The sequence below is a fragment of the Mycobacteriales bacterium genome (genome assembly GCA_035995165.1).
Lineage (GTDB): Bacteria > Actinomycetota > Actinomycetes > Mycobacteriales > CADCTP01 > CADCTP01.
Genome location: DASYKU010000127.1, coordinates 1 through 26525 on the forward strand (window position 1 = coordinate 1; position 26525 = coordinate 26525).

The 26525-nt window shown below is 74.1% G+C and carries 26 protein-coding genes and 2 pseudogenes; 12 read left to right on the forward strand and 16 right to left on the reverse strand.

Going from position 1 to position 26525, the window contains the following annotated elements; translation table 11 throughout:
- Positions 1–52: 52 nt before the first annotated feature.
- From dhaM to VGP36_21695, 3 genes are all read right to left on the reverse strand, one after another.
- Complete coding sequence (dhaM, locus tag VGP36_21685; GenBank protein ID HEV7657321.1) at positions 53–433, reverse strand: dihydroxyacetone kinase phosphoryl donor subunit DhaM; 381 nt, start codon at positions 431–433, stop codon at positions 53–55.
- A 2-nt stretch (positions 434–435) separates the two neighbouring features.
- Positions 436–1635 (reverse strand): DUF885 domain-containing protein, encoded by a 1200-nt coding sequence (locus VGP36_21690; protein HEV7657322.1) that lies wholly within the window; start codon positions 1633–1635, stop codon positions 436–438.
- Positions 1636–1802: 167 nt separating this feature from the next.
- The gene (locus VGP36_21695; protein ID HEV7657323.1) at positions 1803–2570 is read right to left on the reverse strand and encodes an isoprenyl transferase; all 768 of its coding nucleotides are present in this window, start codon (positions 2568–2570) and stop codon (positions 1803–1805) included.
- 129 nt (positions 2571–2699) lie between these two features.
- On the opposite strand from VGP36_21695, the gene VGP36_21700 reads away from it, so the two are divergent.
- Positions 2700–3365, forward strand: coding sequence for a hemolysin III family protein (locus VGP36_21700; protein ID HEV7657324.1), 666 nt, complete (start codon positions 2700–2702; stop codon positions 3363–3365).
- On the opposite strand, the gene VGP36_21705 is transcribed toward VGP36_21700, so the two are convergent.
- The 3 genes from VGP36_21705 to VGP36_21715 all read right to left on the reverse strand — a co-directional run bounded on the left by VGP36_21705 (position 3362) and on the right by VGP36_21715 (position 6049).
- A complete protein-coding gene (locus tag VGP36_21705) occupies positions 3362–4399 on the reverse strand; it encodes an alcohol dehydrogenase catalytic domain-containing protein (protein ID HEV7657325.1) in 1038 nt (345 codons plus the stop codon). The two genes, VGP36_21700 and VGP36_21705, sit on opposite strands and share 4 nt — an antisense overlap.
- A 31-nt stretch (positions 4400–4430) precedes the next feature.
- Positions 4431–5048, reverse strand: a complete 618-nt coding sequence (locus tag VGP36_21710; GenBank protein ID HEV7657326.1) for a hypothetical protein — start codon at positions 5046–5048, stop codon at positions 4431–4433.
- Between the two features lie 74 nt (positions 5049–5122).
- Entirely contained in the window at positions 5123–6049 is a 927-nt protein-coding gene (locus VGP36_21715; protein HEV7657327.1) for a LysR family transcriptional regulator, read from the reverse strand.
- A gap of 75 nt (positions 6050–6124) precedes the next feature.
- Between VGP36_21715 and VGP36_21720 the strand changes: the two genes are divergently transcribed.
- On the forward strand, positions 6125–7024 hold the full coding sequence (locus VGP36_21720) for an EamA family transporter (GenBank protein ID HEV7657328.1): 900 nt from the start codon (positions 6125–6127) through the stop codon (positions 7022–7024).
- Here VGP36_21720 and VGP36_21725 read toward each other — a convergent pair.
- Positions 6931–9042, reverse strand: coding sequence for a thioredoxin domain-containing protein (locus tag VGP36_21725; GenBank protein ID HEV7657329.1), 2112 nt, complete (start codon positions 9040–9042; stop codon positions 6931–6933). The two genes, VGP36_21720 and VGP36_21725, sit on opposite strands and share 94 nt — an antisense overlap.
- A gap of 207 nt (positions 9043–9249) precedes the next feature.
- Between VGP36_21725 and arfB the strand changes: the two genes are divergently transcribed.
- Positions 9250–9675, forward strand: a complete 426-nt coding sequence (gene arfB / locus VGP36_21730; GenBank protein ID HEV7657330.1) for an alternative ribosome rescue aminoacyl-tRNA hydrolase ArfB — start codon at positions 9250–9252, stop codon at positions 9673–9675.
- Here the strand turns inward: arfB and VGP36_21735 are convergent.
- The gene (locus VGP36_21735) at positions 9672–9881 is read right to left on the reverse strand and encodes a hypothetical protein (GenBank protein HEV7657331.1); all 210 of its coding nucleotides are present in this window, start codon (positions 9879–9881) and stop codon (positions 9672–9674) included. The genes arfB and VGP36_21735 overlap by 4 nt on opposite strands.
- Positions 9878–10735, reverse strand: coding sequence for a mycothiol conjugate amidase Mca (mca, locus tag VGP36_21740; protein ID HEV7657332.1), 858 nt, complete (start codon positions 10733–10735; stop codon positions 9878–9880). Before mca ends, VGP36_21735 begins: the two co-directional genes overlap by 4 nt.
- A gap of 396 nt (positions 10736–11131) precedes the next feature.
- Between mca and greA the strand changes: the two genes are divergently transcribed.
- Positions 11132–11620, forward strand: a complete 489-nt coding sequence (gene greA, locus VGP36_21745) for a transcription elongation factor GreA (GenBank protein HEV7657333.1) — start codon at positions 11132–11134, stop codon at positions 11618–11620.
- Positions 11621–11674: 54 nt separating this feature from the next.
- Here the strand turns inward: greA and VGP36_21750 are convergent, their stop codons facing one another.
- Entirely contained in the window at positions 11675–12172 is a 498-nt protein-coding gene (locus VGP36_21750) for an Lrp/AsnC family transcriptional regulator (protein HEV7657334.1), read from the reverse strand.
- A gap of 106 nt (positions 12173–12278) precedes the next feature.
- Here VGP36_21750 and hppD point away from each other — a divergent pair.
- From hppD to VGP36_21770, 4 genes and pseudogenes are all read left to right on the forward strand, one after another.
- A pseudogene (gene hppD / locus VGP36_21755) lies at positions 12279–13376 on the forward strand (4-hydroxyphenylpyruvate dioxygenase).
- Positions 13377–13527: 151 nt separating this feature from the next.
- Positions 13528–14034 (forward strand): YciI family protein, encoded by a 507-nt coding sequence (locus VGP36_21760; GenBank protein ID HEV7657335.1) that lies wholly within the window; start codon positions 13528–13530, stop codon positions 14032–14034.
- 53 nt (positions 14035–14087) lie between these two features.
- Positions 14088–14770 (forward strand): annotated as a pseudogene (locus VGP36_21765) (DUF6596 domain-containing protein).
- A gap of 27 nt (positions 14771–14797) precedes the next feature.
- Positions 14798–15232, forward strand: a complete 435-nt coding sequence (locus VGP36_21770; GenBank protein ID HEV7657336.1) for a hypothetical protein — start codon at positions 14798–14800, stop codon at positions 15230–15232.
- Here VGP36_21770 and VGP36_21775 read toward each other — a convergent pair.
- Positions 15193–15780 carry a DinB family protein gene (locus VGP36_21775; GenBank protein HEV7657337.1) on the reverse strand — a complete coding sequence of 196 codons (588 nt, stop codon included), beginning with the start codon at positions 15778–15780 and terminating at the stop codon, positions 15193–15195. The two genes, VGP36_21770 and VGP36_21775, sit on opposite strands and share 40 nt — an antisense overlap.
- A gap of 40 nt (positions 15781–15820) precedes the next feature.
- On the opposite strand from VGP36_21775, the gene VGP36_21780 reads away from it, so the two are divergent.
- Positions 15821–16945, forward strand: coding sequence for a hypothetical protein (locus tag VGP36_21780; protein HEV7657338.1), 1125 nt, complete (start codon positions 15821–15823; stop codon positions 16943–16945).
- A 296-nt stretch (positions 16946–17241) separates the two neighbouring features.
- Positions 17242–18462 carry a cytochrome P450 gene (locus tag VGP36_21785; GenBank protein ID HEV7657339.1) on the forward strand — a complete coding sequence of 407 codons (1221 nt, stop codon included), beginning with the start codon at positions 17242–17244 and terminating at the stop codon, positions 18460–18462.
- 217 nt (positions 18463–18679) lie between these two features.
- Here VGP36_21785 and pepN read toward each other — a convergent pair whose 3' ends face one another.
- The 5 genes from pepN to ilvA form a co-directional block, all read right to left on the reverse strand.
- Complete coding sequence (pepN, locus tag VGP36_21790; protein HEV7657340.1) at positions 18680–21262, reverse strand: aminopeptidase N; 2583 nt, start codon at positions 21260–21262, stop codon at positions 18680–18682.
- Positions 21263–21280: 18 nt separating this feature from the next.
- Positions 21281–22096, reverse strand: a complete 816-nt coding sequence (locus tag VGP36_21795; protein ID HEV7657341.1) for an ABC transporter permease — start codon at positions 22094–22096, stop codon at positions 21281–21283.
- Complete coding sequence (locus VGP36_21800; GenBank protein HEV7657342.1) at positions 22093–23085, reverse strand: ATP-binding cassette domain-containing protein; 993 nt, start codon at positions 23083–23085, stop codon at positions 22093–22095. The genes VGP36_21795 and VGP36_21800 overlap by 4 nt, the downstream gene beginning before the upstream one ends.
- A gap of 130 nt (positions 23086–23215) precedes the next feature.
- The gene (locus VGP36_21805; GenBank protein ID HEV7657343.1) at positions 23216–24436 is read right to left on the reverse strand and encodes a cytochrome P450; all 1221 of its coding nucleotides are present in this window, start codon (positions 24434–24436) and stop codon (positions 23216–23218) included.
- A gap of 100 nt (positions 24437–24536) precedes the next feature.
- Positions 24537–25736 carry a threonine ammonia-lyase gene (gene ilvA / locus VGP36_21810; protein ID HEV7657344.1) on the reverse strand — a complete coding sequence of 400 codons (1200 nt, stop codon included), beginning with the start codon at positions 25734–25736 and terminating at the stop codon, positions 24537–24539.
- 62 nt (positions 25737–25798) lie between these two features.
- Here ilvA and VGP36_21815 point away from each other — a divergent pair, with 62 nt between their 5' ends.
- Positions 25799–26116, forward strand: a complete 318-nt coding sequence (locus tag VGP36_21815; GenBank protein ID HEV7657345.1) for a metalloregulator ArsR/SmtB family transcription factor — start codon at positions 25799–25801, stop codon at positions 26114–26116.
- Positions 26113–26525, forward strand: a 413-nt coding sequence (locus VGP36_21820) for an SRPBCC domain-containing protein (GenBank protein HEV7657346.1), incomplete at its 3' end; no start/stop codon positions are given. The genes VGP36_21815 and VGP36_21820, both read left to right, overlap by 4 nt.

Below are 26525 nucleotides of genomic sequence, written 5' to 3' on the forward strand. Positions count from 1 at the left end.
GCCAGTGGTACGACTCCGACCGGACACCATCCCGCCGCGGAGTCCGGCGGGGTCAGAACTTGGGGATCTCGCGCGCCTCGTGGGCGGCGGCGACGACCTCGTCGAGGGTGGCGCCGGTCCCCGCGGTGACGGCCGCGGACACCGCCCCCTCCACGAACGGCGCGTCCACCAGCACGAACCGGGACTCGTCCACGTCCTCCAGCGCGACCCGGACGGCCAGCACGGCCGAGCCGAGATCGGGGATCACGACCACGCCGTCCCCGGAGTCCGCCGCGGTCAGCGCGGCCGCGACCGCATCCGGGGAGGTCCCGATCCGGCCGTCCTCGGTGCCGGCCGCGGTGACGATCGTCACGTCCGGAGCGAGCTGGTCGATCAGCTCGACCAGGCCGCGCGCCATCGTCGCGGAGTGCGAGACCAGGACCAGTCCGACCACGTTCAGACCCCCACTTCGGCGGCGAGCCGGCTCGGGGTGAGCGGCTCGTCCAGCAACCGTACGAACCGCGCGCCGATCGACTGGTCCGACGGCCGGGCCGCCAGCCAGGCCGACAGCAGCCGGTACCCCTCCACGTACGTCGAGGTGTACGCGCGCCAGAGCGGATGGGACAGGAACCGCAGCGACTGCCGGGCCCGCTTCTCCGGTACCAGCATCCAGCGCTGCAGGAACGCCACGACCTCGTCCGCGGACGCGCCCCGGTCGTGCAGCAGCAGCGCCGCGTCCTGCCGGGCCCGGTCCAGGCCCTGTACCGCGAGCGTCACCTGCTCGGCCAGGTGCCCGTCGAATCCGAGCCGCAGGTCGGCGTACACCTCCTGGGCCCAGGGGCCCCAGCCGGCGCCGACCGAGGCCGGGATACCGAGGTCGGCCAGCCCCTCCGCGACCAGGCACTCGGGCGTGTTGACCAGGAAGATCGTGTGCTCCAGCCGGCCCTCGACGCCGACCAGGCCACGCTCCTTGCGGCAGTGCTCCGTGTGGTGCCCCGGGTACGACTCGTGCGCGACCAGGTGCGGCAGCTGGGACAGCCGGTGCGGCAGGTCGGCGTTGATCGCGACCCGGGACTGGTAGCCGCCGAGGTAGTAGTTGAAGCCGCTCCAGGGCTCGTCGGTGACGATCTGGTAGTCGACGGTCTCGCCCTCGGGCAGCCCGTACCCCGACCGGACCACGTCCCGCAGCGCCGAGGACAGGTCCCGGACCAGCCCGTCGAGCCGCTCCGGCGGGCACTCGTCGCCCGTCCGGTAGGCCGCGTACCGTTCCACGAGCGGGCCGGAGCCGGGCAGCAGCGCGTCCAGCCGGTCGTGCGCGGCCGCGTACTCGTCCTCGTCGCCGAGCCCGATCTCGACCTGGAAGTACGCCGCGACCTCGGCGGTGAAACCGACCGCCTCGCCGCCGAGCTTGCGGGCGTTGCACTCCAGCGCGGTCAGCTGCGCCTGCAGGTAGGCCACCCGGTCCGCGGGCAGGCCCGAGGACGGCAACTCGGCCAGCAGGGCCCTGGCCTGCGCCGCCAGCGCGACCGGCAGCGGCCGGGCCTCGCCTGCGACCTGGGCCCGCAGCGCCGGGTCGCCCGTGTACGCGTCGACGAACCCCTCGGACAACCGATCGAACCGCAACCCCAGCAGCACGTACTCCCGCGCGACATCCACGCCGGGAAACTACAGCTCAGGCGCTTCTCCTGGCTGGCGGTGGATGCCGGTGGCGTCCAGATGGCGGCGGAGTCGACCGATGCCGGTGTCGTACCGGTCGGCTTCGTCAACGCGCCGGTCGTCATCTGGGCGTCACCGGCGCCGCCGGTCAGTCAGGAGAGGCGCGCCTACGCGCCGAAGCGGCGGTGGCGATCGGCGTACGCACGCAGCGCGCGCAGGAAGTCGATCCGCCGGAAGTCCGGCCAGTACGCCTCGCAGAAGTAGAACTCCGAGTGCGCGCTCTGCCAGAGCAGGAACCCGCTCATCCGCTGCTCCCCCGACGTCCGGATCACCAGGTCCGGGTCGGGCTGGCCGCGGGTGTAGAGGTGCTCGGCGATGTGGTCGACGTCGAGGACCTCGGCCAGCTCCTCGATGGTCCCGCCGGAGGCGGCGTGCTCGTAGAGCAGGGACCGGACGGCGTCGGCGATCTCCTGCCGGCCGCCGTACCCGACGGCGATGTTCACGGCCAGGCCCTGCCCGAGCGCGGTCTTCTCCGCGGCGGTCTTGAGCAGGTGCGCGGTCTCCGGCGGCAGCAGGTCCAGGGCGCCGACCAGCGTGATCCGCCAGCCGGCCCGGTCCGCGGCCAGGTCGCCGACGAGCTCCTCGATGATCCGCAGCAGCGGCTGCAGCTCGGACTCGGGCCGGGACAGGTTCTCCGTCGACAGCAGCCAGAGCGTCACGACCTCGACCCCGGCGTCCGCGCTCCAGCGCAGCACGTCCTCGATCCGGTCGGCGCCGGCCTGGTGCCCGAAGCTCACGTCCCCGGCGCCCGCCGCGCGGGCCCACCGTCTGTTGCCGTCGCACATGACCCCGACGTGCCGGGGAACCGGCCGGCCGGCGAGCTGGCGGCGCAACCGCCGCTCGTACACGGTGTAGAGCAGGTCACGCACAGGCACTCGTGCACTCTACGCGGGCGAAGCTGCCGCCCCGGGCGCTTCCATGAGCGGAAGCTGACGAAATCCGCGGTGGTTTTTGGGGGGTAAGCCCCATGTCGGCGCACAGCACCCGTACGTAGCGTCGGGCGGGTGACCGACACCCTCGTAGCCGCCGTCGCCGCGCGGCCCCGGCTTCGCGGATGGCTCCACCTGTGGGCCTTCGCCGTCTCGGTCGCGGCCGGCATCGTCCTGGTCGCGGTCGCCGGTGCCACCCGCGGGGCCGAAGCCGGGACCGCCACCGCGATCTACGCGCTGACCGTCTGCCTGCTCTTCGGCACCTCCGCGATCTACCACCGGGTCAAATGGGCCACCCCGAGCCGGCACCGGCTGCTGGCCCGGCTCGACCACTCGATGATCTTCGTGTTCATCGCCGGCACGTACACGCCGTTCGCGGTGCTGGCCATGCCGGAACGGACCGGCACCATCGTGCTGGCCGTGGTCTGGACGGGCGCGCTCGGCGGCGTGCTGATGAAGACGATCTGGTCCGGCCTGCCGCGCTGGCTGTCGGCGCCGCTCTACCTGGGCCTGGGCTGGGTGGCCGTGTTCACCCTGCCCGACCTGCTGCACCAGGGCGGGGTGGCCGCGTTCGTGCTGGTCGCGATCGGCGGCCTGCTCTACACGTACGGCGCGATCGTGTACGCGATGCAGCGGCCGGACCCCTGGCCGCGCACGTTCGGCTACCACGAGGTGTTCCACCTCTGCACCGTGGTCGCCGCGCTCTGTCACATGGTCGCGGTCTGGCTCGCCGTCTACTAGACGGTGCTGACGTCCACCCGGACCTTGAGCGACTTGCGCCCGTCCATGGCCAGGTAGCCCTCGGGCACCCCGGCCAGGTCGACGACCGAGTCCAGGACCGCGCTCGCGTCCAGGTTCCCCAGCGCGATGTCGGTCATCAGCTCCGGCAGGTAGACCCGGGCCGGGGTGATCCCGCCGGCCAGGTCGATGTTGCGGTTGAACAGCTGGGTCAGGTCGATGCCCTCGACCAGGTGCGGCACGCCGACGTAGCCGATCGTGGCGCCGTCGCGGGCCACCGCGACCGCCATGTCCATCGCGGCCTGCGCCCCGACGCACTCCAGCACCGCGTGCGCGCCGCCGGTCAGCGTGATGACCTGCTCGGCCACACTGTCGCCGCGGCCGCTGACCACGTCGGTGGCGCCGAGCCGGCGGGCCAGCTCCAGGCGCTGCTCGTGGTGACCGATCACGGTGACGCTCTCGGCGCCGAGCCGCCGGGCGGCCAGCACCGCGCACAGCCCGACCGCGCCGTCGCCGACCACCACGACCCGGTGGCCGAACTTCACGCCGGCCGCGAGGGCGGCGTGGTGCCCGGTCGGCAGCACGTCGCAGAGCGGCAGCAGCAGGCTCGGGTCGGCGTCCCGCAGCGCCGGCGGCACCACGACCAGCGTGCCGTCCGCGTGCGGGACGCGCACGGCCTCGCCCTGGGCGCCGTCGTGCCCGGGCTCGCCGAACACGCCGCCGTCCACGCAGGACGTGGTCAGCCCGGAGAGGCAGTACTCACAGGTCCCGTCGGACCAGGTGAACGGCGAGATCACCAGGTCCCCGGGCCGTACGGTCCGGACGTCGGGGCCGACGTCGGTGACCACGCCGAGGAACTCGTGCCCGATCCGCTCGCCCGGCTGCCGCTGCCCGTACCCCCGGTACGACCAGAGGTCGGAGCCGCAGAGCGCGGCGGAGACGACCCGGACGACCGCGTCGGTCGTCAGCTCGATCTCGGGGTCCGGGACGTCCTGGATCCGGATGTTCCCCGGTCCTTCGAACACAGCGGCGCGCACGCCGAGACCCTAGCGGGCGCGCCGCTCCTGCTCAGGACTCGGTCGGCTCCTCCTCGGGGCCGCCCGCGTCCGGGCCCTGGGCCCGGAGCCGGTCCACCGCGCCCATCGCGTCACGGAGGTCGGTCAGCCAGGTGTCGGCGTGCTCGCCCACCAGCCGTACGCACCAGGCCAGCGCCTCGGACCGGGACCGGGCCACGCCGGCGGAGACCAGCGTGTCCAGCACCTGCCGCTCGGGCTGCCGCAACCGGGTCATCACCGGCGCGGACAGCGTGGTGAACAGCTGCCGGGTGCCGCCGGCGACCGCACCCCAGGCGACCTTGCGGCCGTAGCGGTGCTCGGCCTCCTGCGCGATCGCGATCCGCTCGTCCCGGGTGTCCTCGCGGAAGCGGGTGATCCGGCCGGCCTCGGCCGCGCTGACCGCGACCGCGTCGCCCTCGACCGCCGGCGCCTCCAGCGTCCCGATCACCAGGATCTCGTCCCGGTCCACGGTCACGCTGGGCGCGCCGGTGAACCAGCCGTCCGGCAGCCGGCCGGTGAACCAGCCCGCCGCGTCGTCGGCCGGCGGCAGGTCGGCCTGCTGCCAGCCCCCGCGGCCGGAGAACCCACGGCCGTGGCCGTGTCCGCCCCAGCCTCGCCCTCGTCCGGTCATCTATGCCTCCAGGTATTGATTACACCGTTGCACTGCAATCCAGCATGCGCGGTAAGTCGGCCGGACGGTAGGGCCTAAGCCGACGGCGTAACGCCCGGCCCAGGGCCCGGATCGACGGCCGGCGGCGCTGCGGCGAGGTGGCGGATCACGGCCGCCGTCGCCGGCCAGGACTCGGTGCCGGCCCGGACCACGGCCCAGACCCGGACGTCGGTCCGGACCAGGTCGAGCGCGACCGTACGGACCCGGGCCGCCTCGGGACTGCCGGCCGGCAGCACGCACGTCCCGGTCCCGGCCGCGACCAGGTCGGCCAGCAGTTCGAGGGTGTCGGCCCGGTGCCGGATCCGCGGCGTCCAGCCGGCGATCGCGCAGAGCCGGCGGGCCAGTTCCTCGTCGCCGCCGGAGCGGGAGTTGCCGATCCACTCGACGTCCCGCAGCGGCTCCAGGTCGGCCGGGGTCCGGATCCGGTCCGGCGCGGCCGAGCCCGGCGGCACCGCGAGCACCATCGGCGTGCTGGACAGCAGCGCCGGCACGTGCCGCCAGACCTTCGGCACCAGCGTGTAGTCCCAGACCAGCCCGAGGTCGATCCGGTCGTCGTCGAGCAGCAGCTCGGTCTCGTCCGGCTCGCTCTCGTGCAGGTCGATCCGCACCTCCGGGTACGCCCGGGCCAGCTCGGGCAGCGCCGGCAGGACCGTGAACCGCAGCGCGGAGGTGTGCCCGGCGATCCGCAGCCGCCCGTGCGGCTCGTCCCGCGCGGCCAGGTCGAGCTCGGCCGCGGTGACGGCGGCCAGGATCGTCCGGCCGTGCTCGGCCAGCCGGCGGCCGGCCGGGGTGAGCCGGACCCGCCGCCCCTCGGACTCCAGCAGTCTGGTGCCGACCTGCCGTTCCAGCGCGGCCAGCTGCTGGCTGATCGCGGACGTGCCGTAGCCGGTCGAGCCCGCGACCGCGGTCATCGTGCCGAGCCGGGACAGCTCCACCAGCGCGCGCAGCTTGTCGAGATCCATCGTCCGCGAAGTCTAAACAGACCGTACGGAAACGTCCGATGGACGCGGACGCGCAGCACCGGTTTCCTGATCACCATGAGGCTGCCCGCTCCCACCCTGGCCATCGGCTCGATGGTGCTGGTGCAGATCGCATCGGCGCTGTCCACGCACCAGTTCGCGGCGCTGACTCCGGCCGGGTCGGCCTGGCTGCGGCTGGCCGTGGCCGGGCTGGTGCTGCTGGCGGTGGCCCGGCCGCGGCTGCGCGCGTTCAGCCGCCGGGCGCTGGTCGGCACGCTGCTGCTGGGGGCCACGACCGGGCTGCTCACGCTGGCGTTCATCGAGGCGGTCGCCCGGATCCCGCTCGGGACGGCGGTCGCGATCGAGTTCCTCGGCCCGCTCGGCGTCGCCGCGGTCCGGGCGCACCGGCCGGCCGCGCTGCTCTGGCCGACGCTCGCGCTGGCCGGCGTCCTCGCGCTGACCGAGCCCTGGACCGGCTCGATCGACCTCGGCGGGGTCGGCTTCGCGCTGGCCGCCGCGGCCGGCTGGGCCGCCTACCTGGTGCTCACCCAGCGGGTCGGCGCCGAGGTCGAGGGCCTGCGCCCGCTCGCGGTCTCGATGAGCGCGGGCGCGCTGCTGACCGCGCCGCTGGCGGCCGGTCCGGCGCTCACCGGGCTGACTCCCGGGATCGCGCTGGCCGGGATCGGGCTCGGCCTGCTCAGCCCGCTGCTGCCGTACGCGCTGGAGCTGGCGGCGTTGCGCCGGATGACGCTGACCGCGTTCGGGACGCTGATGGCGCTGGAGCCGGGGATCGCGACCGTGCTCGGGCTGGTGCTGCTGGCCCAGGCGCCGAACTGGCTGCAGGCGGCCGGCGTGGTGCTGGTGGTCGCGGCCGGGATCGGCGCTCAGCGCACCGCGCGCACCGCCGCCGCCAGCGTCCCGGCGTCGGTCGAGGGGCGGTCGCAGACGAACCCCCGGCAGACGTACGCGGCCGCCTGACCGTTTACCAGCGGCCGCTGGGCCAGCAGCGGTACCCCGGGAAGGTCCGGCTCCCCCGCCACCACGACCAACCCCGGCGACGTCCCCAGCCGCGCCACCCGAACCAGCTCCGCCGCGGCGCCCGGCACCGCAGCGCCGGCCTCGGCCGCCGAACCGGCGCCGGCCACGGCCGGCAAGCCGGCGTCGGCGCCGGCCGACAGGCCCACGTCGGCCGACAGGCCCACGTCAGCCGACCGGCCCGCGGTGCCGACCGGAGCCGGGCCGTTGCCCACGACGGCGACCTGCAGGGGCCCCGCCAGGGCGGCCTCGGCCACCGCGGCGGCCCAGCCCCCGGCCCGCGGGTACGACCCCACGATCGGCGCGAGCGAGGCCAGCGCGGCGTCGGCGGCGGCCCGGTGATCGGTCCGCTCGGCCAGCGCGGCGTGCGTGAGCAGCGCCCCGGCCGCGGCAGCGGGACCGGACGGGGTCGGCCCGTCGGCCGGGTCCCAGGGCCGCCGGATGAGCTCCTCGGCGTCGTCGGCGGTGTCGTGGAAGCCGCCCCGGCCGTCCCCGAAGCGGGCCAGCACCGTGTCCAGCAGCTCGCCCGCGGCGGTCAGCCAGCGCGGGTCGGCTGTGGCCTGGTGCAGCGCGAGCAGCCCCTCGGCCAGGTCGCCGTGGTCCTCCAGCACCCCGGCCGACTCCCCCACCACGCCGTCCCGGGAGGTCCGCCGCAGCCGGCCGTCGACCACGTGCAGGTCCAGCAGCAGGGTGGCGGCCTCGACCGCCGCGGTCACCCAGCCCGGCTCGCCCAGCAGCGCGCCGGCCTCGGCCAGCCCGGCGATGGCCAGCCCGTTCCAGGCCGCGACCACCTTGTCGTCGCGGGCCGGCTGCGGGCGGCCGTCCCGGACCACCAGCAGCATCGCCCGGACCCGCTCCCAGCGCTCCGGGTCGGCCGGGTCGGCCCGCAGCTGCAGCGTGGAGGACCCGTGCTCGAACGTGCCGGCCTCGGTCACCGACAGCAGCCCGGCCGCCCACTCGCCGTCCTCGTAGCCGAGCGCGGCGATCAGCTGGGCCGGCGTCCAGGCGTACGTCAGCCCCTCGACCCCGGCCGCGTCCGCGTCCAGCGCGGAGGCGAACCCGCCCTCGGCCGTACGGAGATCGCGCAGCAGGAACTCCGCCGTCTCGCGGACGACGCGCGACGCCAGCGGCGACCCGGTCTCCCGCCAGAGGTGCAGGTAGAGCCGCAGCAGCAGGGCGTTGTCGTAGAGCATCTTCTCGAAGTGCGGCACCACCCAGCCGGCGTCGACCGAGTAGCGGGCGAAGCCGCCGGCGAGCTGGTCATACATCCCGCCGCGGGCCATCGCCTCGGCCGTGCCGGTGACCAGGTCCAGGCCGTCGCCGGTCCGGGCGTGCCGGCGCAGCAGGAACTCCAGCACCATCGACGGCGGGAACTTCGGCGCCCCGCCGAAGCCCCCGTTGGCCGGGTCGTAACCGGCCCGCAGCTCGGCCGCGGCCTGGTCCAGCACGGTCGCGTCCAGCGGGGCCGGGGTCAGCTCGCGCGGCGCGGACAACGCGGTGACGATGCGCTGACCGGCGTCGACGACCTCGTCCCGGCGGTCCCGCCAGGCGTCCCCGACCGAGCCGAGCAGCCGCTGGAGCACCGGCCTGGGGAAGTACGTCCCGCAGTAGAACGGCGCCCCGTCCGGGGTGAGGAAGCAGGTCATCGGCCAGCCGCCCTGGCCGGTCATGCCCTGGGTCGCCTCCATGTAGACCGCGTCGACGTCGGGCCGCTCCTCCCGGTCGACCTTGATCGCGACGAAACCCTTGTTGATCAGCGCGGCCGTCTCGTCGTCCTCGAACGACTCGTGCGCCATCACGTGGCACCAGTGGCAGGCCGCGTACCCGACGGACAGCAGGACCGGCACGTCCCGCTCCCGGGCGGCCGCGAACGCCTCGGCCGACCACGGCCACCAGTCGACCGGGTTGTCCTGGTGCTGGAGCAGGTACGGGCTGGTGGCGGTCGCGAGGCGGTTGGCCATGCCCCCATCCTCCCCGGCCAGCTCCGGGGTGACGACCGCGACCTGCGTCTCGCGCAGCGCGGTCCGCTCCGACCCGGTTCGCCGGGTCAGCGTGTTGGCCAGCGCGCGGCGGACCCAGCCGATGTCCCGCGGGGACAGCGCAGCGGCGGCCGGGCAGGTCTCCAGGGAGCGCCAGCGCACCGAGGACCCGGCCTCTAATCTGGTCGGGTGCCCGCTGACCTGTCCGTCTCGTCCCGGGTGACGATCCCGGGCGACGAGCTGACCGAGCGGTTCTCCCGCTCGTCCGGTCCGGGCGGCCAGGGCGTCAACACCACCGACTCGCGGGTCGAGCTGGTCTGGGACCTGGGCGCGTCCACGCTGCCGGCGGAGACGCTGGACCGGCTGCGGCGCCGGCTGGGATCGCGGCTGACCGGGGACTCGCTGGTCGTCGTCGCGTCCGAGCGGCGCTCGCAGTTGCGCAACCGGGAGTCGGCCCGGGAACGGCTGGCCGGGCTGGTGGCCCGGGCATTGGAGCCGCCGCCCCCGCCGCGCCGGGCGACCCGGCCGTCCCGGGGCGCGACCGAACGCCGGATCTCGGCCAAGAAGCGCCGCTCGGCGACCAAACGGACCCGCCGCGGCGACTCGTACGACTAGGCCTCGGGGGTCTTCTCCTTCTCCGGCTCCGGCTGCACGGGGGTCTCCGAGAAGTCGGCCGGGACCTTGCGCAGGTGCTTGTTCATCGACCGGATCAGGAAGATCAACGCCACCAGCAGGACCAGCACGAGCACCAGCGCGATCGGGCTGGCCTCGCGGTTCTCGACGGCGGGGGCGGCGGGAGCGGCCAGCAGCAGCGGGGTCACGCGCTGATTCTCTCCCGGACGCCCGCGAACAGGTCGTCCTCGGGTAGGTCGGTGTCCACCAGCGACCGGGCCAGCTCGTAGTCCTCGGTCGGGGTGATCTGCTGGCGCAGTGTCAGCGGCACCGAGAACCAGCGCCCGGTCGGGTCGATCTGGGTCGCGTGCGCGATCAGCGCGGCGTCCCGGCGCTCGAACCAGTCCGAGCAGGCGATCCGGGTGGTGATCCGCGGCGTGACCGTGTCCTCGCCGTCCCAGTCCTTCAGCCACTCCTCGTACGGCGACTCCAGGCCGGCCTCGAGCAGGGCCTCGTGCATCTGCTGCATCCGGCTCCGGCCGAAGCTCATGTGGTAGTAGAGCTTCAGCGGCTGCCAGGGCTCGCCGGCCTCCGGGTAGCGGTCCGGGTCGCCGGCGGCGTCGAACGCCACCATCGAGATCTTGTGGGTCATGACGTGGTCCGGGTGCGGATAGCCGCCGTTCTCGTCGTAGGTCAGCACGACATGCGGGCGCTGCTTCCGGATCTCCGCGACCAGCGGGGCCGCGGCCTCCTCCGGGTCCATGAGGCCGAAGCAGCCCTCCGGCAGCGGCGGCGTCGGGTCGCCCTCGGGCAGCCCGGAGTCGACGAAACCGAGCCAGTCCTGCCGGACGCCGAGGATCTCGCGCGCCTTGGCCATCTCGGCCTTGCGGATCTCCGGCAAGTCGGCCAGCACCTCGGGCCGGTCCATGGCCGGGTTGAGGATCGAGCCCCGCTCCCCGCCGGTCGCGGTCACCACGAGCACGTCCACGCCCTCGTCGACGTAGCGCGCCATCGTCGCGGCGCCCTTGCTCGACTCGTCGTCGGGGTGCGCGTGCACCGCCATGAGGCGCAGCTGCTCCTGGGTCACGCGCGTACTCCTACCCGGTTGGTCGGACATTTCTTATTCGAACGAGCCGAGCCGCAGCAGGATTCCAACCGGCCGGGCGCGGGAACCGTACCGAGGTGGTCACGGGCGTGGCGCGCCCCCGGGCGCGGTCAGCCGCCGCGGGTACCATCGTGCTCGACGGCCCACCGGCCGCCGGGAACGCGTCGGACACCGCCGCGGGCACCTCGCCCCGCCGGGTCGCGGCCGGTCGGGACAGTGGCGGGGGGACCGCCCGGTCCGCGTCATCGACGGCAGGGCTGGGTGTCATCGCCCTGCGATGTTACTTTCGACGTTCGTTCCTGATCCGAGTCCGACCATCCGCCCACCCGCACCCTCTAGGAGCACCCCGTGTCGATGACGGACAACAGCACCCCCGTCACCTGGCTCACGCGGGAGGCCTACGACCGCCTCAAGGCCGAGCTCGATTCCCTGGTCGAGGGCCGGACGGTCATCGCCGCGGAGATCAGCGCCCGGCGCGAGGAGGGTGACCTCAAGGAGAACGGCGGCTACCACGCCGCCCGCGAGGAGCAGGGCAAGCAGGAGGCGCGCATCCGGCAGCTGCAGGAGCTGCTGCGGACGGCGCAGGTCGGCGACGCGCCGACGCACTCCGGCGTGGCCGGGCCGGGCATGGTCGTGACCGTGCGGTTCGACGACGACGACGAGAGCGAGACGTTCCTGATCGGCTCCCGCGAGGAGAGCGCGTCGCTGGAGGTCTACTCGGCGGCCTCGCCGCTGGGCAGGGCGCTGGACGGGGCCAAGGTCGGCGAGACCCGGACGTACGAGACGCCCAACGGCAAGACGATGAGCGTCACGCTGCAGAAGGCAGAACCCTTTACCTCGTGATCCCGGCCCGCTCCGCGACGGGCGGGCTCACCCCGGGCCGCAGCCGGCCGCGGCTCAGCCCGACGCCGCGGCGCGGACCAGTGGGAGGACGCGGTAAGGGATGGGTGCGGCCAGGGCGATCAAGGTTGCCGTGCGCCGGATGTCGGGGTGGGCGACGGCCGCGTCGATGACCCGCTGCAGGTCGGCGTTGGAGCGCGCCACGATCCGGCAGAGCAGGTCGCCCTGACCGGTCACGGTGTGCACCTGCAGCACCTCCGGGATGCCGCCGAGGTGCGCCACCACGCCGTCCCGGCCGCGGCCCTGCGCGATCTCCAGCGTGACGAACGCGGAGACCCCGAAGCCGAGCGCACCGGGGTCCACGTCCGGCCCGAAGCCGGTGATCACGCCCCGGGCCTGCAGCCGGTCCAGCCGCGCCTGCGCGGTGCCGCGGGCCACGCCGAGCCGCCGGGCGCACTCCAGCACGCCGATCCGGGGCTGCTCGGCCAGCAAGGTCACCAGCCGGGCATCCAGCCCGTCGAACCGAACATTCTGTACAGCCTCCGAGGGCTCCATGTCGGCTTACTGTACAGCTTGAGCAGCACTTCGCCGACGGCTTGCCCAGTCGTACGGGGGCGTCGAATCTGACCCCACGAACTCAGCGGAGGAGTGGGCCATGGATTTCCCGGTGCTCGGAATGGACCACGTGCGGTTCGCGGTGGGCAACGCCCGGCAGGCCGCGCACTACTACTCCACGGCGTTCGGGATGCGCTGCATCGCGTACCGCGGTCCGGAGACCGGTTCTCGTGACGTCGTCGAGTACGTGCTGGAGGCCGGGTCCGCCCGCTTCCGGCTGACCGGCGAGGCGCACGCGGGGACCTGGGTCGGCGACCACGTCCGTACGCACGGCGACGGCGTGGTGGACCTGGCGATGACCGTGCCCGACGCGGCGGCCGCGTACGAGCAGGCGGTGTCGGCCGGGGCGACCCCGCTGGCCGAGCCGACGGTGTCCGAGGACGAGGGCGGCAAGGTCGTCGTCGCCGCCATCGCGACGTACGGCGAGACGCGACACTCGTTCGTGCAGCGCGGCGATTACTCCGGCGGGTTCCTGCCCGGGTTCCAGGCGCGGGGGCCTCTCCACGGCACCCCGGTTCTTGGCACCCTGGCCACGCCGCCGTTCCGGACCATCGACCACTGCGTCGGCAACGTCGAGCTCGGCCGGATGGACGAGTGGGTCGCCTTCTACCACCGGGTCCTGGGCTTCACGAACATGAAGGAGTTCGTCGGCGACGACATCGCCACCGAGTACTCCGCGCTGATGTCCAAGGTCGTCGCGGACGGCTCCCGGAAGGTCAAGTTCCCGCTCAACGAGCCGGCCGCCGGGAAGAAGAAGTCCCAGATCGACGAGTACCTCGAGTTCTACGGCGGACCCGGCGTGCAGCACCTGGCGCTGGCCACCGACGACATCGTCGCCTCGGTCCTGGCCATGCAGGCCGCGGGCGTGGAGTTCCTGTCCACTCCGGACTCGTACTACGACGCGCTCGGCAGCTGGGTCGGCGAGACCCGGGTCTCGCTGGACACCCTGCAGTCGCTGGGGATCCTCGCCGACCGCGACGAGGACGGGTACCTCCTGCAGATCTTCACCAAGCCGGTGCAGGACCGCCCGACCGTGTTCTTCGAGCTGATCGAGCGGCACGGGTCGGAGGGGTTCGGCAAGGGCAACTTCAAGGCGCTGTTCGAGGCGATCGAGCGGGAGCAGGAGCGGCGCGGCAACCTCTGAGGCTCGATTCCCGCGGGGGCTCCCCGCCCGCCGCGGCTCAACGGAGCGCCGCGGCGGGCGGGTCTCGTTCGGGGCTCGTCTGACGCTCGGTCGACGCTCGGTCGACGCTCGGTCGACCCTCATCTGACGCTCGTCTGACAGAGTGCGCGGGGTGCGGTACCTGATCATGATCCAGTCGAACCCGTCGTTCCAGGCGGTCTGGGAGCGGATGAGCGACGACGAACTGCGCGCGCTCGGACCGCGCTACCGGGAGCTGTCCCGGGAACTGGCCGCGTCCGGCGAGCTGATCGCGTCCGAGGGGCTCGGCGACGTGGCGCTGACCCGGCGGGTCACCGTGCGGGACGGGCGGACCGTCGTCAGCGACGGGCCGATGGCGGAGGCGAAGGAGCACCTGGCCGGCTTCTACCTCGTCGACTGCACCGCCGAACGCGCCGTCGAGATCGCCGCCCGAATCCCCGACGCCACCTGGACCGAACTCCTCATCCGCCCCATCAACCCCGAACCCCCCACCCCCGCGACCGGGACCGGGGGCGTGGCGGAGGTGGGCGGGTCGGGGAGCCGGGGGTCGTCGGGCGACTCCGCCGTGGCCGGGCCTGCCGAGGGCGCCGGCGACGAGGCGATCCCGCCCGGGGCCGGCGCGGAGGCGCCGGAACGGTGAGCGGCGTCGAGGAGCTGTTGCGGGAGCTGGCGCCGCGCGTGCTCGGGGTGCTGGTGCGCCGTACCGGAGACTTCGAGGCCTGTGAGGACGCGGTGCAGGAGGCGCTGCTGGCGGCGTCCACGCAGTGGCCGGCCGAGGGCGTGCCGGCCAACCCGACCGGCTGGCTCGTCACCGTCGCCTCCCGCCGCCGGACCGAGCTCTGGCGCAACGAGACCGCCCGGCGCCGCCGCGAGGTCGCGGTCTTCGACGCCGCGCCCGAGCCGGTCTCCGGCGTCGACGACACGCTGACCCTGCTGGCCCTCTGCTGCCATCCCACGCTGACCCCGGCGTCCCAGATCGCGCTCACCCTGCGCGCGGTCGGCGGACTCACCACCGCGGAGATCGCCCGCGCGCTGCTGGTGCCGGAGTCGACGGTCGCGCAGCGGATCAGCCGGGCCAAGGCCAAGATCAAGGCCAGCGGCGGGCGCTTCACCCCGCCCACGGACGAGGAGCGGCCCGAGCGCCTGGCCGCCGTCCTGCACGTGCTCTACCTGATCTTCACCGAGGGCCACACCGCCAGCTCCGGCGCCTCACTGCAGCGGGTCGAGCTGACCGCGGAGGCGATCCGGCTGGCCCGGCAGCTGCACGCATCGGTGCCGGCGGACGGCGAGGTCGCCGGGCTGCTCGCGCTGCTGCTGCTCACCGACGCCGGCCGGCCCGGACCACCGCCGAGGGCGACCTGGTCCCACTGGCCGAGCAGGACCGGTCGCGCTGGGACGCCGCGATGATCACGGAGGGGACCGCGCTGCTGGACGCGACGCTCCCGGTCGCGCCGATCGGCCCGTACCAGCTGCAGGCGGCGATCGCGGCCCTGCACGACACCGCACCGAGCGCCGCGGACACCGACTGGCCCCAGATCCTCGGCCTGTACGAGCTGCTCGCCGTCCTCGCGCCCGGCCCGATGGTCACGCTGAACCGGCTCGTCGCGGTCGCGATGGTGCACGGTCCCGCGGCCGGGCTGACCGAGCTGGACGCGGCCGCGGCGGACCCGGCCCTGGCCGGGCACCACCGCGTGGCCGCCGTCCGGGCCCACCTGCTGGAGCTGTCCGGCGACGTCTCCGCGGCCCGCGCCGCCTACCTCGAGGCCGCCCGCCTCACCCTCAGCACCCCCGAACGCGCCTACCTCGAATCCCGCGCTGCTTTCTCGCGGCGGAGGTAGAGGTCGCGCAGGAGGGCGACCTCGGCGCAGTGGTGGATGAACTCGCGGTTCATCCACCAGACGATCGAGATGAACGGCAGCTTGGGATCCAACCCGTACGGGTACTGGCCGAACCCGGGGACGTCCAGCTGCTCGTCGGTCATCGCGCCGACCGAGGCGGCGAACCGCTCGGTCTCCGCCCAGAGCGTCGCCAGCGCCTCCTCCGCGGATGGCGTGAAGTCGGTCGAGACCTCGGGCCGGATGCTGCGGGATCCGAACGTCCACTCCCAGCGGTCCTTGTACATCGAGATCAGGTGCCCCAGCCGCCAGGCGATCGTGGTGACCGGATCGGGGTCGGGATGGCCGTGGTCCCAGTCGAGCAGCCAGTCACCCGGCCCGTACGGATCCGGGCTGGCGGCCTCGCCCCGCCGGTGCACCGACCACGCGCCCGGCGCCGGCTCCCAGAGGTATTCCTCGTCGGTCAGGCCGGTCAGCCGCTCGCGGGTGATGCCGACGGAAGAGTCGAGCTGGTCGAGCAGCAGGCCGACCCGATCGGTGCGCATCTCCATGACCGGGACCGTAGACGGGGGGTGTGACACTCTCGTACGCATGGCGCGGCTGCGGAACGTCGACGGCACCGGGCCCTTCGACGGGCGCGATGCGCTGGCCGGCGGGTTCGCCGGGTCGGACGCGCTGGCCGGCGGGTTCGGCGGGACCGACTCGCTCAGCGGACTGACCGGTTCCGACGCGCTCGCCGCCGGTGCTCAGTACGACGCGCTGAGCGCGGACTCCGCCCTCCGGGACGCGCTGGCGACGCCCTTCGGGCGGGATGCGCTCGCGCTCGGCGACGGGCCCGGTCGTGATCCTCTCGGCGGGTACGCGGACGCGACCGTGATCGGCGCCACGACCTTCGACTCGCCTCTTGGACGGTTTGACCCGGGCGCGGTCACCCCGACCCCGCCCGACGAACCCACCGCCCGCCCCGACCAGCCCGCCCGCCCCGGCGCGAGCCGCTCGGCCGCGGGCCGCCCGGCCACTGGTCGCCCGGGCTCCCGCGGCTCCGGGGCCGGCCGCCCCGGCATCAATGGCCCCGGCACCGCCCGGCCTGGCAGCGCGGGCAGCGGCCGATCCGGCGGTGGCCGTCCCGGCATCGACGGGCCCGGCACTGTCCGACCCGGCAGCACGGGCAGCGGCCGATCCGGCGGCGGCCGTCCCGGCATCGACGGGCCCGGCACCATCCGGCCCGGCAGCACCGGCAGCGGCCGCCCCGGCATCAACGGGCCTGGCACTTCCTGGCCCGGCCGCTCCGGCGGCGGCCGTCCCGGCACCGGCGGCTCCGGAACCGACGGCTCTGGCACAGGCCGGCCCCTCCCGGGCGGGCCCGGCACCGGCCGTCCCCTCCCGGGCGACCGGACCTCTCGTCCCGGCACGGCGCGAGGCGGCGCACTGCCCGCTCCGGGCCGTACCGGCCCGAGCTGGGACGACCTCACCCGCCGCGGCCAGACCCCGCCGGCCGGCCCCCGCTACGGCGGCGCCGCCCCGAACGACGGATCACGGACCCCACGCCGCCCGGGCCCCGGCCGCCCGACCGGAACGGTCCCCTGGACCAGCGGCTCGAGCTGGGACGACTTCTTCGCGGGCACCGGCCCACGACCGCAGGGCCACGGGTCCGGCGCCGACCTCGCCCGCGCCGTCCTCCAGGTCTTCCTCCGCAACCTCGGCGGCCGCCGCTAACCCGACCGCTCGCCGCCCGTAGCCGACCCGCGGGGGTGCTGACCCCGCTGTCGCGGACGCCGGGCGTGGAGGCGCGCGGAGGCGTGGAGGCGCCGGTGGGTGGGGCCGGGCTCGGTCCGTTCGGGGCGGTGAACCGGGCGGGGGTGACCGCCGTAGTGCCCGATCGGGTGGTTCCGGGCCTTCCATTGCTTCGTCGTTGCTGTCGGTAAGTGGACGTGCGCGAAGATATGTGCGGCAACAACGCGTCAGCGCACCGTTCGACCGATTGGTCCGCTGCCGGGCATCGGGAGGAACAGGTGGCAGCCGGCTTCACGTTCGACCGCTTCACCGACGCGAACCTGGCGGATCCCTATCCGCTCTACGCGCAGGCCCGCGAGCAGCAGCCGGTCTTCTACGCCGAGGACTTCGGCACCTGGGTCATCAGCCGGTACGCGGACGTCCGCCGGGTGCTGATGGACCCCATGCGGTTCTCCTCCGCCTTCCAGATCCGTACGCCGCAGCGGATGGCGCCCGGCGTCGCCGAGATCCTGGCCGAGGGGCACCCCGAGGTCCCGGCCCTGCTCAACGAGGACCCGCCCGGGCACCGCCGGACCCGCGACCTGGTCGCCAGGGCGTTCAGCCCGCGCCGGATCAGCGGCCTGGAGCCGCGGATCGTCGCGCTCGTCGAGGAGCTCGTGGACGGGTTCGAGGCCCGCAAGGAGGCCGACCTCGTCGGCGAGCTGGCGGCCCCGCTGCCGCTGCGGGTGATCCTCGACCTGATCGGCCTGCCGGCCGGGGAAGCCGCGACGATCCGGGACTGGACCCGGCAGCTGGGCGTGCTCACCTCGTACGACGCCGAGCCCGAGGCCCAGCGGGAGGCGGCCCGCGGCTCGGTCGACTACGAGCGGTACGTGGCGGCCGAGATCGCCGCCCGCCGCGACAACGGCCGTGACGACCTGCTCACCGACATGATCACCGCGCAGGCCCCGGGCGTGCCGCCGCTGACCGACGCCGAGCTGATCAGCCTGGTCGTCTCGCTGACCTTCGCCGGCCACGAGACGACGTCCGATCTGATCGGCAGCGCGCTGCTGCGGTTGCTGTACCGGCCCGAGCTCTGGAAGTCGATCGAGGGCGATCCGGGCCTGATCGCGAACGTGGTCGAGGAGACGCTGCGGATCGATTCACCGGTGCAGGGGACGTTCCGGCGCGCGGTCTTCGACGTCCAGGTCGACGGCGTGACGATCCCGGCCGGGGCGCCGGTGTTCGCGTTGTTCGCCTCGGCCGACCGGGACGGGTCGATGTTCGGTGAGCCGGACGAGTTCGACCCGGGCCGGGCGGAGCTGGAGCGGAGCCTGGCCTTCGGCCGCGGCATCCACTACTGCCTCGGGGCGCCGCTGGCCCGGCTCGAGTCGCAGACCGTGCTGCGGATCCTGCGCCGCCGGTTGCCGACGCTGCACCTCGACCCGGACTTCGCGGTTCCCTACCTCCCCAACCTCATGCACCGCGGCCCGCATCGCCTCCCCACCACCTGGACCTGACGGGCCGTTCGCTCGCGGCGGGACGGCATCCGGTCGGAGCCGTACCACTGGGAGTGGTAATTGCCACTCCCAGTGGTGACGCTTCGGACGGACACCGCCCGCCCCGGCGTGCAGCGCTGTTCCACGACGCCAGCCCGGCATGCACGACCCACCCCGACGCCAGCCCGGCGTGCGGCCCGCCGCAGCGCCAGCCCTGCAGGCGGCTCGAGCGCCCGCGTCAGTTGGCGGCGATCGCGCGGAGCGCGCGGGCCGTGTCGTCCCGTGCTTCCAGGACGATCCGCCGGCACCCGGCCGACGCCGACGCCGACGCCAGGAACGCATCCGCCCGCGCCACCGTCTCCGGCTCGTCCAGGTGCGGGAACAGCAACCGGGTGATCCGCCCCGCGACCGCCGGTCCGCGCCGCTCCCAGATCTCCGGCAAGGCCGCGAAGTAACGCTCGACCCAGGGCCGGCAGAGGTCCTCCTGCCCGCGTTGCCAGAAGCCGCGGGCGACCGAACGGGCCAGGTCGTTGGTCAGCTCCCCCGGGCCGGTCAGGATCGCGAACGCCTCCTCCTTCGCGGCCGCCAGCGGCCGGGCCGCGAGCGCGGCCGCGTGCTGGCGTTCTCCCGCCGCGGTCGGGTCCCGGCGCAGTTCCGCGTCCAGCCGGCCCGCGTCGGCGCGCCCCAGCGCGGCCAGCCGGTGCAGCACCAGCCACCGGAGCTCGGCATCCACCACCAGCCCCGTCGGCACCCCGCCCCCGCCCACCGCCCCGGCCGCGGCCCACACGTCACCGCCGCCCACCGACCCGACCGCGCCGCCACCACCGCCCACCGCCCCGGGCAGGGCGCCGCCGTCGACCACCGGCCCGGCCGGCGCGCCCGCGTCGAGCAGCCCGTCGACACGTTCGTCGTCGGCGACCTCGATCAGCGCCTGCACGTACCCGAGCTGGACATCGCCGCCAGGCTCGGCCGCCCAGGCCGAGGCCCACCACGCGTCCGCCAGCCGGCGCAGCGTCGCCGGCCGCTCCGCGACCGGCAGGTACCGCGTCGCCGCGGTCCTCGCCTGGGCGAGCAGCGTCTCGATCTGCTCCGGGTCGCCTTCGACCGCCTCCCCCGCCAGCACCGCCTCCACGTACGCCCAGGCCGGCAGCTCCGCGTCCCGGGTCGAGTCCCAGAGCGCAGCCCAGCACAGCGCCCGGCTCAGCGCGTCGTCCATCGTGTAGAGGTGCCGCAGCAGCGTCTGCGCCGACCGCTCGTCGAACCGCACCTTGGCGAACGCGAGGTCGCCGTCGTTGAGCAGCACCAGGTCCGGCCGCGGCCCGCTCAGCGGTACCGGCGTCGTCCCCGGCCCGACGTCGACCTCGGTCAGGTCGCGCCGGCGCAGCACGCCGTCGACCAGGTCCCAGCGCCCGACCCCGATCCGGGCCGGCCGCGGCGTGGGCGACTCCTGCACGACCGAGAGGACCGAGCCCTCCCACGACGGCCGCAGGGTGCTCACCCCCGTGGTGCGCAACCACGCCGAAGCCCACTCGTCCAGCGAACGCCCGCTGCTCGCGGACAGCGCGGCCAGCAGGTCGGCCAGTGTCGTGTTCCCCCACGCGTGCTGCTGCAGATAGGAACGGATCCCGGCGAAGAACACGTCCCGCCCCACGTACGCCATCAGCTGCCGCAGCACCGACGCGCCCTTGGCGTAGCTGATCCCGTCGAAGTTGAGCAGCGCGCCCTGGGTGTTGCCGACGTCGGTGGCGACCGGGTGGGTGGTCGGCAGCTGATCGGTCGCGTACCCCCAGGCCTTGCGGCCGACGGTGAAGGCGGGCCAGCCGCCGGGCACGTCGGTGGCCTCGTCGACGGTGAGCACGCCCATCAGCTCGGCGAACGACTCGTTCAGCCAGAGGTCGTCCCACCAGCGCATGGTGACCAGGTCGCCGAACCACATGTGGGCCAGCTCGTGCGAGACGACCTGGGCCCGCAGCCGGCGCCGGGCCAGCGTGAGCCTGGACCGGTAGAGGAAGTCGTCGGTGAACGTGACCAGCCCGGGGTTCTCCATCGCCCCGGCGTTGAACCCGGGCACGAACACCTGGTCGTACGTGTCCCCGAACGGGTACGACCGGCCGAACAGCCGCTCCTGCAGGTCGAACGCCTGCTTCGTGACCGGGAACAGGTCGTCCGCGGCGAGGTGCTCGCGCATCGAACGGCGGCACCACAGGCCGAGCTCGATCCCGCGGTGGTCCGTCTTCTCCACGTGGTACGGCCCCGCGGCCAGGCTCACCAGGTACGTCGAGATCCGCTCGGTCGGCACGAACGACCAGTGGTCGCCGTCCCCCGTCCCACGTGCGTTGGCCGCCATCTGCCAGCCCGGCGGCACGTCCGCGGACAGCGTCACGACCGCCTTGAGGTCGGGCTGGTCGAAGCAGGCGAACGTGCGCTGGGCGTCGTCGAGGAAGCTCTGCTGGTAGAGGTAGACCTCGCCGTCGGCCGGGTCGACGGCCCGGTGCAGCCCCTCCCCGGTCAGGCTGTAGGCCGCGCTCGCCGCCACCTCCAGCTCGTGCCGCCCGGCCGCGAGCCCCGGCAGCGGCAGCCGGTTGCCCATGACCGTCGCAAGGTCCAGCGGCCGGCCGTCGAGCACGGCCGACTCCCAGGCCGGCACCTCGTGCTCGAGGAAGGTGTCCGCGCCGTCGCGCCGGCACTCGAACACGATCCGGGTCCGGGTCCCGAACCGGGTCGCGGACGGCGCCGCGGTCAGGTCGAGCCGCACCTCGTACGACTCGACCGTCAGCAGCGCCGCCCGCTCCCGGGCCTCGTCCCGGCTGAGGTTCTTCACCCCGCGAACCCTAGGACCTCACTTGGAGATGTCCCGATACCTCCGGACCGCGAGCGGCGCGAACACCGCCACGATCCCGACCGCCCAGAGCACCGTCATGAGGATCGGGTGCTCGGACGGGAACCTGGTGCCCGAGGGCGGGTTGGGGTTGCCGAACAGGTCCCGCATGGCCGCGGTCAGCGTGCTGACCGGGTTCCACTCGGCGAACGGCTGCAGCCAGCCCGGCAGCGCCTGCAGCGGCACGAACGCGTTGGACACGAACGTGATCGGGAAGACCGTGGTGAACGCGACCTGCTGCGCCACCTCGACCGTCGGGGTCAGCTGCCCGAGGAAGACCCCGAGCCAGCTCATCGCGTACGCGAACAGCAGCGCGACTCCGAGCGCGGCCAGGAACTGCCCGACCCCGTTGTGGATCCGCCAGCCCACCGCGAGCCCGGTCACCATGAGCACGACCAGGATCCCGGCGTTGTACGCCACGTCCGCGATCGTCCGCCCGGTCAGGAAGGCCGAGCGGACCATCGGCAGCGACCGGAACCGGTCCACCAGCCCCTTCTGCATGTCGTCGGTGATCCCGACCGTGGTCGTGGCCGAGGCGAACGCCAGCGTCTGGGCGAAGATCCCGGGCATCAGGTATTCGCGGTAGGACCCGCCGCCGGGCAGCGGGATCGCGCCGCCGAAGACGAACGCGAACAGCAGCACGAACATGACCGACTGCAGGATCGCGAACGCCGCCAGCTCCGGGATCCGCGGGATCCGCTTCAGGTTCCGCCAGGTCAGCACGACGGTGTCGGAGAACGCCGAGCCGCTCGCGCGCCCGGTCAGCACGGCGCTCATGACGCCGCCCCGACGGGCTCGTCCTCGGCCACGAACCCGTCCTCGGTCGAGTGCCCGGTCAGGCTGAGGAACACGTCGTCCAGCGTCGGCCGGCGCAGGCCGACGTCGTCCAGCGGGATGCCGGCGTCATCGAGCGAGCGCAGCACGCCGACCAGCGACTCGGTGCCGCCGCTGCTCGGCGAGGTGAGCCGGCGGGCGTGCTCGTCGACCGTGACCTCGGCCCCGCAGGCTCTCGCGAGCACAGCCCTGGCCCCCTCGATGTCGTCGGGCTTGCGCACCACGACCTCCACCCGCTCGCCGCCGACCTGCGACTTGAGCTCGTCGGCGGTGCCGCGGGCGATGATCCGCCCGGCGTCGACCACCCCGATCTCGTCGGCCAGCGCGTCGGCCTCCTCCAGGTACTGCGTGGTCAGCAGCAGGGTCGAGCCGGTCCGGACGAGGTCGCGGATGACCTCCCACATGCCCATCCGGCTGCGCGGGTCGAGACCGGTGGTCGGCTCGTCCAGGAACAGCAGCCGGGGCCGGCCGATCAGGGCCGAGGCCAGGTCCAGCCGCCGTCGCATCCCGCCCGAGTAGGTCTTCACGACCCGGTCGGCCGCGGCGCTCAGCGCGAACTGCTCCAGCAGCTCCCCGGCCCGGGTCCGGGCCTCGGCGCTGGGCAGCTGGTAGAGCCGGCCGAACATCCAGAGGTTCTCGGCGCCGGTGAGGTTCTCGTCGACGGCCGCGTACTGCCCCGAGAGACCGATCTCGTGCCGCAGCCGCTGGGCGTCCCGGACCACGTCGTAGCCGAGGACGGTCGCCCGGCCCGCGTCCGGCCGCAGCAGCGTGGCCAGCACACGGACCGTGGTGGTCTTGCCGGCCCCGTTGGGACCGAGCAGGCCGAGCACGGTTCCTTCCTCGACCGTCAGGTCGAGCCCGTCGAGCGCACGCACCGTGTGTTTGCGCGAGCCGTAGACCTTCGTCAGGCCCTCGGCGGTGATGGCGGGCACCTGGTCCGCCCTCCTTCCCGGGTTCTGGCCCCGGGACCGGGCGGCCCCGAGGTCGCACCGAAACTAACGGGTGGCACCGACAGAACGCGCCGGACTTTTGCTGGAAGCTGACTAGTTCTTTGGTCGTACGTCAGTCCCAGACCGCCGGCAGCGTGCTCGGCCCGCGGTGCAGCAGGTGCGGGACGTACGGGACCCGGAAGCCTTCTTCCAGCCGCAGCCCCGGCAGCCGCTCGCGCAGCAGCAGGATCGCCGCCCGGGCCTCGGTGCGGGCCAGCACCGCGCCCAGGCAGAAGTGGATGCCGCGGCCGAAGGCGAGGTGCCGCTCGACCCGGTCGCGCCCGGGCCGGAACTCGTCCGGCTCGGCGAACTCGGCCGGGTCCCGGTTGGCCGCGGCGAACAGCACGAAGACCTGCGCGCCGGCCGGGATCGTCGTCCCGCCGAGCTCGACGTCCGTGACCGCCCGCCGGAACATGCCCTGCACCGGCGCGTCCATCCGCAGCGTCTCCTCGACCACCGCGGTCACCAGGTCGGGGTCGGCGCCGATCTCCTCCCAGAGCTCCGGCCGGCGCAGCAGCAGCACCAGCGCGGTGCCGATGAGGTTGGCGGTGGTCTCGTGCCCGGCGAAGACCAGCGAGATGAGCAGGCTGATCAGCTCGGGGTCGGTGAGCGGGGCCAGCCCGTCCGCCCGGACCGCGATGAGGTCGGAGAGCAGGTCGTCGCGGGGCGCCGCCCGCCGGTCCGTGATCGCGGCGGCGAGGTAGCGCTCGAAGTCCACCGAGGCGTGGGCCGCCGCCCGCTGCCGTTCCGGCCCGACCCCGAACGAGGTGAGCGCGGCGAGCTCCTGGGTCCAGGCCCGGAGGCGGGGCGCGTCGTCGGCCGGCAGCCCGATGAGCTCGCAGATCACCAGCAGCGGCAGCGGCGCCGCCAGCCCGGTCACCAGATCGCCCTTCTGGCCGGGCTCCAGCCGGTCGAGCAGCTCGGTCACGATCTCGGTCACCCGCGGTTCCAGCGCCTCGATCCGGCGCGGGCCGAACGTCTGCGCGACCAGGTCGCGGGTCCGGCGGTGCGCCGGCGGGTCCTCGTTGAGCAGCGCCGGCACCTCGCGGTGGCCGGTGGCGAGGATGTCCAGCACCCCGGGCCCGGGCCGGTGCGGGGTCCGGATCTCGAAGGCCGAGGAGAACCGGTCCGGGTCCAGCAGGACCCGGCGGACGTCGGCGTACCGGCTGACGATCCAGACGCCGTAGGCCTCCGCGAACCAGACCGGGGCCTCCTCGCGAGCCTGCGCGTACAGCCCGTACGGGTCTTCCGTGCTGGCGGCGGAGAAGCGGTCGAAGATGAAGTTGGTGGCCACGACAACCCCCTACCGGGGCGCTGGGTCGCGGACTGGCCCAGAAGGGTCGTACCCGGATCGCAGGATCATAGTTGCCCCAGCCGGGACCGGATAGGGGATTTCAGGACAGGCTGACCGCGTGCCCGGCCGCGTTCAGCGCGGCCAGCAGCTCGACCCGGTGCTCGGACCCGCGGGTCTCCACGGTCAGCGCCACCTCGACCTCGCCCAGGTCCAGGTGCGAGGTGATCCGGGAGTGCTCGACGTCCAGCACGTTGGCGCCGAGGCCGGCCAGCAGCGCGAGCAGCCCGGCCAGCTCCCCCGGCCGGTCGGAGATCCGGACCCCGACCGAGAGGTAGCGCCCGGCCGAGAGCATCCCGTGCTGGATCACCCGCAGCAGCAGCACCGGATCGATGTTGCCGCCGGAGACGACCGCCACCACCGGCGGCTCCCAGCGGCCCGGCTCGGTCAGCAGCGCTGCGATCGCCGCGGCGCCGGCCGGCTCGACGACCAGCTTGGCCCGCTCCAGGCAGAACAGCAGCGCCTTGGAGATCGCCGCCTCCGAGACCGTGGTGACCTCGTCGACGACCTTCTGGATCAGCGCGAACGGCAGGTCCCCGGGCCGGCCGACGGCGATCCCGTCGGCCATCGTCGCCATCCGCTCCAGCGCGATCGGCCGCCCCGCCGCCAGCGAGGCCGGGTACGCCGCCGCGTGCTCGGCCTGCACCGCGACGACCGTCACCTCCGGCCGCAGCGCCTTGATCGCGACCCCCATGCCGGCCACGAGCCCGCCGCCCCCGGTACAGACCAGCACGGTCTTCACCTCGGGGCACTGCTCCAGCACCTCCAGCCCGGCCGTGCCCTGTCCCGCGATGATGTCCGGGTGGTCGAAGGGGTGCACCAGCTGCGCCCCGGTCTCGGCCGCGAATTCCAGCGCCGAGAGCAGCGCCGCGTCCACCGAGTCACCGGCCAGCCGGACCTCGGCGCCGTAGTTGCGGGTCGCGACGATCTTCGGCAGGGCCGCGCTGACCGGCATGAACACCGTCGAGCGGGTGCCGAGCAGCTGGGCCGCCAGCGCCACCCCCTGGGCGTGGTTGCCGGCGCTGGCCGCGACCACGCCGGCGGCCCGCTGCTCGTCCGACATCCGGGCGATGCAGGTGTACGCCCCGCGGATCTTGAACGACCCGGTCCGCTGCAGGTTCTCGCACTTGATGTGGACCGGCCCGCCGGCCTGGGCGGCCAGCACCCGGCTGTGTTCCAGCGGGGTCCGGCGGATGACGCCGTCGAGCAGTGTTCGCGCCGCCTGCACGTCCTCGAGCTCCACGGTCCGCACGAGGAGCCACCGTACCTTGACGGCCAACAGCGGTAAGCCGTAGCTTACGGTTCGTGCCGACTTACGGATCGGCGGCGCTGGCCGCGTTGGGGGACCCCACCCGGCAGGCGATCGTCGAGCTGCTCGCCGGCGGGCCCCGCGCGGTCGGCGAGCTCGCCGCGCAGCTGCCCGTCTCCCGGCCGGCGGTCTCCCAGCACCTGCGCGTGCTCAAGGAGGCCGGCCTGGTCACCGACCAGGCGGCCGGGACCCGGCGGCTCTACCAGCTCGACCCCAGCGGGGCGGACGCCGTACGCGCCTACCTCGACCGGTTCTGGACCACAGCGCTCGACGCCTTCAAGGCCGCGGTCGAGCGGGACGAGGAGCAGACATGAACGACACGGCCGGCGTCACCGAGGTCCGTACGGACGTGACGGTCGAGGTGCCGCCGGAGAAGGCGTTCGCGTTCTTCACCGAGCGCTTCGACGACTGGTGGCCGGTCGGCCACCACATCGGCAACACCCCGGAGGTGCGGGTGCTGGAGCCCGGCGTCGGCGGCCGCTGGCTGGACCGCGACAGCGCGGGCGTCGAGTGCGTCTGGGGCGAGGTGCTGACCTGGGAGCCGCCGACCCGGCTGGTGCTGTCCTGGGCGATCACCAGCGGGTTCGAGCTCGAGCCCGACCCGGCGCACGCCTCCGAGGTCGAGGTCACCTTCACCCCGCAGGGCGGCGGCACCCGGGTCGAGCTGGTGCACCGGCACCTGGACCGGCACGGCGAGACCTGGCCGGAGCTGATGCGCGCGGT

Bases quoted from the DNA above. Each gene is read 5' to 3' on its own strand.
- VGP36_21715 (HEV7657327.1), bottom strand. From the start codon at position 6,049: ATGGATCTCGACAAGCTGCGCGCGCTGGTGGAGCTGTCCCGGCTCGGC.
- VGP36_21720 (HEV7657328.1), top strand. From the start codon at position 6,125: ATGAGGCTGCCCGCTCCCACCCTGGCCATCGGCTCGATGGTGCTGGTG.
- VGP36_21780 (HEV7657338.1), top strand. From the start codon at position 15,821: ATGGCGCGGCTGCGGAACGTCGACGGCACCGGGCCCTTCGACGGGCGC.
- VGP36_21770 (HEV7657336.1), top strand. From the start codon at position 14,798: ATGATCACGGAGGGGACCGCGCTGCTGGACGCGACGCTCCCGGTCGCG.
- VGP36_21795 (HEV7657341.1), bottom strand. From the start codon at position 22,096: ATGAGCGCCGTGCTGACCGGGCGCGCGAGCGGCTCGGCGTTCTCCGAC.
- greA (HEV7657333.1), top strand. From the start codon at position 11,132: ATGACGGACAACAGCACCCCCGTCACCTGGCTCACGCGGGAGGCCTAC.
- VGP36_21775 (HEV7657337.1), bottom strand. From the start codon at position 15,780: ATGGAGATGCGCACCGATCGGGTCGGCCTGCTGCTCGACCAGCTCGAC.
- VGP36_21710 (HEV7657326.1), bottom strand. From the start codon at position 5,048: ATGACCGGACGAGGGCGAGGCTGGGGCGGACACGGCCACGGCCGTGGG.
- VGP36_21750 (HEV7657334.1), bottom strand. From the start codon at position 12,172: ATGGAGCCCTCGGAGGCTGTACAGAATGTTCGGTTCGACGGGCTGGAT.
- VGP36_21725 (HEV7657329.1), bottom strand. From the start codon at position 9,042: ATGGCCAACCGCCTCGCGACCGCCACCAGCCCGTACCTGCTCCAGCAC.
- mca (HEV7657332.1), bottom strand. From the start codon at position 10,735: ATGGCGGTGCACGCGCACCCCGACGACGAGTCGAGCAAGGGCGCCGCG.